Below are 6,416 nucleotides of genomic sequence, written 5' to 3' on the forward strand. Positions count from 1 at the left end.
CATGAAGGCGGTGCCGGACGGCGCATCGATCTTGGCGCGATGATGCATTTCGAGAATCTCGATGTCGAAACCCGCATCGAGCGATTGCGCCACGCGCTTCACCAGCGCCGCCAGCAGATTGACGCCGAGGCTCATATTGCCGGCCTGCACCACGATCGCCTGCTTGGTGACGCTCTTGATCACCGCGTCGTCCGACGCCGACAGGCCGGTGGTGCCGATCACATGGACGATGCCGCGCTGCGCGGCGATGGCGACATTGGCGATGGTGGCGCCGGGCACGGTGAAATCGAGAATGCCGTCGGCGTCCTTCGACATCGTCCACAGATCGGCCGACAGCTTGACGCCGATCTCGGCAATACCGGCCAGCGTGCCGGCATCCTTGCCGAGCAGTTCCGAGCCCGGCGCTTCCAGCGCGCCGACGACCACCGCGCCCGCGGTCTCGGAAATGGCGCGGACCAGCGCCCGCCCCATCCGTCCACCGGCGCCTGCCACGATCAATCGCATGTCGGTCATGTCACACCTTTCCAGGTTGTCAGGGCGATATAGCGGCGCCGGCGCCGTGCGGCAACCGATATGGGCCTGCTTGCCCCGGCTCCGCGATGCAATACAAAGTATTGCTTCGCGGAGCCGGGGCCGCGCCAAGCGCCGGCGTTTGGGACGGTCCCGGTTCTGCGCGGCGGCGTTTCACGCTGCAGCGCGCCCGGGACACGATGCCACGCATGATTAGGCTCCAGGCTGCGCGCCGTCATAGCCTTCGATGATTACCAGCTCGCCGTCGGAATGCGGCGCCCGCATCGCCACCAGACGCTGATATTCCGGCGAATGATAGCAAGCCTGCGCGGTCGCGTAGTCCTTGAATTCCAGCACCACGTTGCGCGAACGCGCGGTGCCCTCGGCGGCCTCGTGCTGGCCACCGCGCACCAGGAATTTGGCGCCGAACGCGGCGAACACCGCGCCGTTCTGCGCGACGTAATCCTTATAGCCATCCATGTTGTGTACATCGATCCGCGCGATCCAGTAGGCTTTGGCCATCGGTTTGCTCCCTGATTTTTGCTTGATTCGATACTGACTCATGCCCCGGACGCGACGCAACACGAAGTGTTGCTTCGCAGAGCCGGGGCCGTATCAGGCGACGGCGTTTGGTACGGTCCCGGTTCTGCGGAGCAGCGTTGCACGCTGCACCGCGCCCGGGACAAGTTAAAGATCGCCTAGCCCAGCGCCTGCGTTATCTCGTCGACGATCGCATCCGCCACCGCCTTCGGATCCGCGGCCTGCATCACCGGCCGCGCCACCACCACATGGTCGGCGCCGGCGCGGATCGCATCGCTTGGGGTCATGACGCGCTTCTGATCGCCGATCGCGCTGCCGGCCGGACGCACGCCCGGCGTGACCAGGCGCATCGGTCCGACGATGCCGCGCAGATGCGCCGCCTCCTCCGGCGAGCAGACGACGCCGTCGACGCCGAGGGCCCGCGCCTGCTGCGCGCGCACCTCGACGAGGTCGCGCACCCCGAGCTGATAGCCCGCCGCCTTGAGATCGTCATCGTCATAGGACGTCAGCACCGTCACCGCGAGGATCTGCAGGCTGGAGCCGGCGCGGCCCTGTACGGCGGCGCTCATGGTCTGCGGATAGGCGTGGACGGTGAGGAAGGTGGCGCCGAGCCTGGCGACGCTTTCGACGCCGCTGGCGACCGTGTTGCCGATATCGTGCAGCTTCAGGTCGGCGAACACCTTCTTGCCGGCATCGGCGAGCTTGCGGATCAGCGGCAGGCCGCCGGCGTAAGCCAGCTGGTAGCCGATCTTGTAGAAGGTCACGCTGTCGCCGAGCCGCGCGATCATGGCTTCGGCTTGCTCGACGCTCGGCAGATCGAGGCCGACAATCAGCCGGTCGCGGGGCTCCATGGTCGTCAGGGTCATCTCATCTCACTTCATCTGCTGCGCGACATCGACCAGCTGCCGCACCATCGCCCGCAGCGCCTCGCTATCGGCCGGGTGTTTCAGCCGATCCATATCGTCATAGGCGTCGTCGGCAAAGGATAGCGCCAGCTGGCTGGGAACCACGATAGCGCCACAGGCCGACAGCACCAGCCGCAGCGCCTGCAAGCAGCGCGTGCCGCCGAGCCGGCCGGTCGAGGCCGCGGCGATCGCGAACGGCGTTTCGCGAAACACCTGGCCGCGGCTCTCATGGCTGTCCTGCACGCGCGAAACCCAGTCGATGGCGTTCTTCAGCAGCGGCGGCAGCGAGGCGTTGTATTCCGGGGTCACGACCAGCACGCCATGATGCGCCGATATCATCCGCTTAAGGTTGACCGCCTGTTTCGGCACGCCGACGCTACTCTCGAGATCGCCGTCATAGATCGGCAGCGGAAAGTCGCCGAGCGAGATATGGGTGACGTCGACCTCGGCGCGCACCAGCGCATCGATGGCGGCGGCGGCCAGCTTCGCATTGAGCGAGCCGCTGCGCCGCGAGCCGGGAATAACGAGGATTTTCAGGGTGGGCATGGGTCGCGCTCTTCGTTCCCCGGACGCGGTGCACTGCGCCGCCTGTTGGCGGCGGGGTGCGCCGCAGAGCCGGGGTCCCGGTTGTATGAAGAAGAACCGGGATCCCGGATCCGCGGAGCGGCATAAAGAATGCCGCACCGCGTCCGGGAAACGATCTCATTGCTTCAACAAAGAGGTCAACTAGCCCTTGCGATACACCCAGACGCGGGCGGGCGGAAGGTTCATCCAGATCCGCTCGGAAGCCTCCGTGGAGACGCCCGGCAATGATTTCGGAATCGGCGGCGCCACCGAATAGGTGAACTGCACGAATGGGGCACCGGGGGTCATCGCGACAAAGGCGTCACGGATCAGCTTCAGACGGGTCAGCATCGGCTTGGTGACCAGCGGCAGGCCGGAAACCACGGCAGCAGCCGGCTCTTTCAGCACTTCCCACAACGTGTCGCGCAGCGCATAGGCATCGCCCTGCACCACGGTCGCCTGCGGGTAACGCTCGCGCAGCAGCGCGCAGAAGGTGGGGTTGAATTCGACCAGAACCAGCCGCTTGGGATCGACGCCGTGAGCGATCAGCGCATTGGTGATGGCGCCGGTGCCGGGTCCGAGCTCGATCACCGGGCCATGGGCGTGGACATCGACATATTGCGCCATGGTGCGGGCAAGCACCTTGCCCGACGGCATCACCGCGCCCATCCGCAGTGGCTTTTCAATCCAGGAACGAAGAAACCGGACCTCATCGTCGAGACGGAGCGGTTTCTTTAACGGACGCGCGGACGATTGCAGAGGCATGTCGCTTCCAGGCAGACCGCGGTACGGCGGGACGTCAGAAATTCGTCATGAAGACGTACAGGGCACAATAGAAACGGTCAAGCTTCCCCCGTTAAGTACCGCTACGGGTGCCGAAGAAGTCCTTGACCTTAGTGAAGAAACCGGCGGCCTCAGGTTGCGTCGCACCGGAAGACAGCTTGTCAAATTCGGCCAGCAGCTCCTGCTGCTTCTTGGTCAGGTTCTGCGGCGTTTCAACGACCACCTGGACATACATGTCACCGGTCTGGCGCGAGCGCAGTACCGGCATGCCCTTGCCGGCGACGCGGAAGCGGCGCGCGGACTGGGTTCCGGACGGCACTTTGACCTTGGTGCGGCCGCGATCGATGGTCGGCACCTCGAATTCGCCGCCCAAAGCCGCCGTCACCATCGAGATCGGCACCCGACAATGCAAATCGGCACCATCGCGCTGGAAGAAGTCGTGCGCCGCCAGCGACAGGAAAATATAGAGATCGCCCGCCGGACCACCGCGCGCGCCGGCCTCGCCCTCATTGGCGAGACGAATCCGGGTACCGTCCTCGACGCCCTGCGGAATATTGACCGACAGTGTGCGCTCGCGCTCGACCCGTCCGGCGCCGGCGCAGCCCGGGCAGGGATCCTCGATCATCTGGCCGCGGCCCTGACAGGCCGGGCAGGTTCGCTCCAGCGTGAAGAAGCCCTGGGCCTGGCGGACCCGGCCGGCACCGCCGCAGGTCGAACAGGTCTTCGGCTTGGTGCCGGCCTTGGCGCCGGTGCCGGAACAGGATTCGCAGGTCACCGCGACCGGGATCTCGATCTGGGCGGTCTTGCCGGCGAAGGCTTCCTCGAGGGTGATTTCCATGTTGTAGCGCAAATCGGCGCCGCGTTCGCGACCACCACCGGCGCGCCCGCCGCGCTGCCCGGCCGTGCCGAACAGGTCCTCGAAGATATCGGAGAACGAGGAGGCGAAGCCGGAGCCAAAGCCGGCACCGGCGCCATTGCCCTGCTCGAAGGCGGCGTGGCCATAGCGGTCATAGGCGGCGCGCTTGTCGCCGTCCTTGAGCACCTCATAGGCCTCGGCGATTTCCTTGAATTTGACCTCGGCGGCGGCGTCACCGGGATTCTTGTCCGGATGCCACTTCATCGCCAGCTTGCGGAATGCGCTCTTCAGCCCCGCATCATCCGTGGTGCGCTCGACTTCCAGCGATTCATAATAGCAGCGCTTGGTGGTGGACATCGGTGAGATCCGTCTGACTTGGTCCTCATCGCGAGGAGCATTCCGAGGGACGGCATCGGCTTCGATGCGTCCGTGGATTAACGACATTCAGCTTGATAAAAAATGGCCCCCATCGACCGAGACGCGCGTCGCGCTGCTCAGGACAGGGGCCATCCTCATTCTCGCTGTCAGGCCGACTTCTTCGGCTTGTCGTCGTCGACTTCCGTGAACTCGGCGTCGACCACGTCGTCCTTCGCCGCGTCCTTGGCCGCGTCGGCCTCGGCCTGCTGGGTGTACATCGCCTCGCCGAGCTTCATCGAAGCCTGCGCCAGCGTGTTGGTCTTGGTCTTGATCGCCTCGACGTCGTCGCCCTTCAGCGCTTCCTTGAGGTCGGTCATCGCGTCGTCAATGGCCTGACGCTCGGGCGCGCCGACTTTGTCGCCATGCTCGGTGATGGCCTTCTCGGTCGAGTGAACCAGGGCGTCGCCATGGTTCTTGGCATCGACCGCTTCACGACGCTTCTTGTCGTCCGCGGCGTTGGCCTCGGCGTCCTTGACCATCTTCTGGATGTCGGCTTCCGACAGACCACCGGACGCCTGGATGCGGATCTGCTGCTCCTTGCTGGTGGCCTTGTCCTTGGCCGACACGTTGACGATGCCGTTGGCGTCGATGTCGAACGTCACCTCGATCTGCGGCATGCCACGCGGCGAGGGCGGAATGCCCATCAGGTCGAACTGACCGAGCGGCTTGTTGTCGGCCGCCATTTCGCGTTCGCCCTGGAAGACGCGGATGGTAACAGCGTTCTGGTTGTCCTCGGCGGTCGAGAACACCTGGCTCTTCTTGGTCGGGATCGTGGTGTTGCGCTCGATGATGCGGGTGAACACGCCGCCCAGCGTCTCGATGCCCAGCGACAGCGGGGTGACGTCGAGCAGCAGCACGTCCTTGACGTCGCCCTGCAGCACGCCGGCCTGAATGGCGGCGCCCATCGCGACGACTTCATCAGGGTTGACGCCCTTGTGGGGCTCCTTGCCGAAGAACTGCTTCACGACTTCCTGAATCTTCGGCATGCGGATCATGCCGCCGACCAGCACCACTTCGCCGATTTCAGCGGCGGTGAGGCCGGCATCCTTCAGCGCCTTGCGGCACGGCTCGATGGTCTTCTGAACCAGATCGTCGACCAGCGCCTCGAACTTGGCACGGGTGAGTTTCATCGTCAGATGCTTCGGCCCGGAGGCATCCGCCGTGATGAACGGCAGGTTGATTTCGGTCTGGGTGGTCGACGACAGCTCGATCTTGGCCTTTTCAGCAGCTTCCTTCAGGCGCTGCAAAGCCAGCTTGTCGTTGCGCAGGTCGATGCCCTGCTCCTTCTTGAACTCGTCGGCGAGGTAGCTGACGAGGCGCATGTCGAAATCTTCACCGCCCAAGAACGTATCGCCGTTGGTCGACTTCACTTCGAACACGCCGTCGCCGATCTCGAGGATCGAGACGTCGAAGGTGCCGCCGCCGAGATCGTACACCGCGATGGTGCCGCTCTTCGACTTGTCGAGGCCATAGGCCAAAGCAGCCGCGGTCGGTTCGTTGATGATGCGCAGCACTTCGAGGCCGGCGATCTTGCCGGCGTCCTTGGTGGCCTGGCGCTGGGCGTCGTTGAAGTAGGCAGGCACCGTGATGACGGCCTGGTCGACCTTGGCGCCGAGATGGGCTTCGGCGGTTTCTTTCATCTTCTGCAGGATGAAGGCGGAGACCTGCGAGGGCGAATAGGCCTTGGCGTCAGCCTCGACCCAGGCGTCGCCATTGGAGCCCTTGACGATCTTGTAGGGGACAAGCTTCTTGTCCTTCTCCACCATCGGATCGTCATAGCGACGGCCGACGAGGCGCTTCACCGCGAAGAAGGTGCGCTCGGGATTGGTCACCGCCTGGCG

The 6,416-nt window shown here is 64.8% G+C and carries 7 protein-coding genes; all 7 read right to left on the minus strand.

Annotated elements, in window-relative coordinates:
* The coding region (gene dapB, locus Q0S16_RS10765; RefSeq protein WP_295848022.1) for a 4-hydroxy-tetrahydrodipicolinate reductase at nucleotides 1-513 on the minus strand (513 nt) is incomplete at its 3' end.
* A gap of 210 nt (nucleotides 514-723) precedes the next feature.
* Nucleotides 724-1,032, minus strand: coding sequence for a DUF1330 domain-containing protein (locus Q0S16_RS10770; RefSeq protein ID WP_295848024.1), 309 nt, complete (start codon nucleotides 1,030-1,032; stop codon nucleotides 724-726).
* Nucleotides 1,033-1,208: 176 nt separating this feature from the next.
* Nucleotides 1,209-1,916 carry an orotidine-5'-phosphate decarboxylase gene (gene pyrF, locus Q0S16_RS10775; RefSeq protein WP_295848026.1) on the minus strand — a complete coding sequence of 236 codons (708 nt, stop codon included), beginning with the start codon at nucleotides 1,914-1,916 and terminating at the stop codon, nucleotides 1,209-1,211.
* A gap of 6 nt (nucleotides 1,917-1,922) precedes the next feature.
* Nucleotides 1,923-2,501 (minus strand): NAD(P)H-dependent oxidoreductase, encoded by a 579-nt coding sequence (locus Q0S16_RS10780; protein ID WP_295848028.1) that lies wholly within the window; start codon nucleotides 2,499-2,501, stop codon nucleotides 1,923-1,925.
* A 180-nt stretch (nucleotides 2,502-2,681) separates the two neighbouring features.
* Nucleotides 2,682-3,284, minus strand: a complete 603-nt coding sequence (locus tag Q0S16_RS10785; protein ID WP_295848029.1) for an rRNA adenine N-6-methyltransferase family protein — start codon at nucleotides 3,282-3,284, stop codon at nucleotides 2,682-2,684.
* 91 nt (nucleotides 3,285-3,375) lie between these two features.
* A complete protein-coding gene (dnaJ, locus tag Q0S16_RS10790; RefSeq protein WP_295848030.1) occupies nucleotides 3,376-4,515 on the minus strand; it encodes a molecular chaperone DnaJ in 1,140 nt (379 codons plus the stop codon).
* A gap of 167 nt (nucleotides 4,516-4,682) precedes the next feature.
* A partial coding sequence (dnaK, locus tag Q0S16_RS10795; protein WP_295848032.1) for a molecular chaperone DnaK occupies nucleotides 4,683-6,416 on the minus strand: 1,734 nt, incomplete at its 5' end.

It is taken from the genome of Tardiphaga sp. (assembly GCF_025356345.1).
Lineage (GTDB): Bacteria > Pseudomonadota > Alphaproteobacteria > Rhizobiales > Xanthobacteraceae > Tardiphaga.